1 pseudogene is annotated in these 377 nt (G+C 39.0%); it reads left to right on the forward strand.

Annotated elements, in window-relative coordinates:
* Positions 1–377 (forward strand): annotated as a pseudogene (locus H3T96_RS14640) (hypothetical protein); the annotation flags it as partial.

A 377-nucleotide genomic window follows, 5' to 3' on the forward strand; every position in this document is an offset into this window, starting at 1 on the left:
AGCAAGGTTATCAGCAGGTGGCTGATATTGTGTACAAACAACCGAGTGGCACACTGGATAATGGCGTTGAAAGTGTCTGGGATATGACCTTACACAGTCAGATGGTGGAATCTTCGGTACAAGTACAGGATTATAACTACCGCGATGCGCAGGCCAATTTACTCGGTGAAGTTAACAGCCAACAAAAAGATAACACCACTTATGGCACTGATTACCGTTATGATGAGCACTATAAAGGCTTAAATAGCAATAGTAGTAATACCAATAACAATGATATAAATAATTACAACAGTAATGATGATGAAAACAGTGGTGATATTGATACCGACGACAGTAACGGCAATAATAACGATAATAGCAGTGATATTAGCACTCAT

This window comes from Gilliamella sp. W8136 (genome assembly GCF_016101285.1).
GTDB classification, from domain to species: Bacteria; Pseudomonadota; Gammaproteobacteria; order Enterobacterales; family Orbaceae; genus Gilliamella; species Gilliamella apicola_N.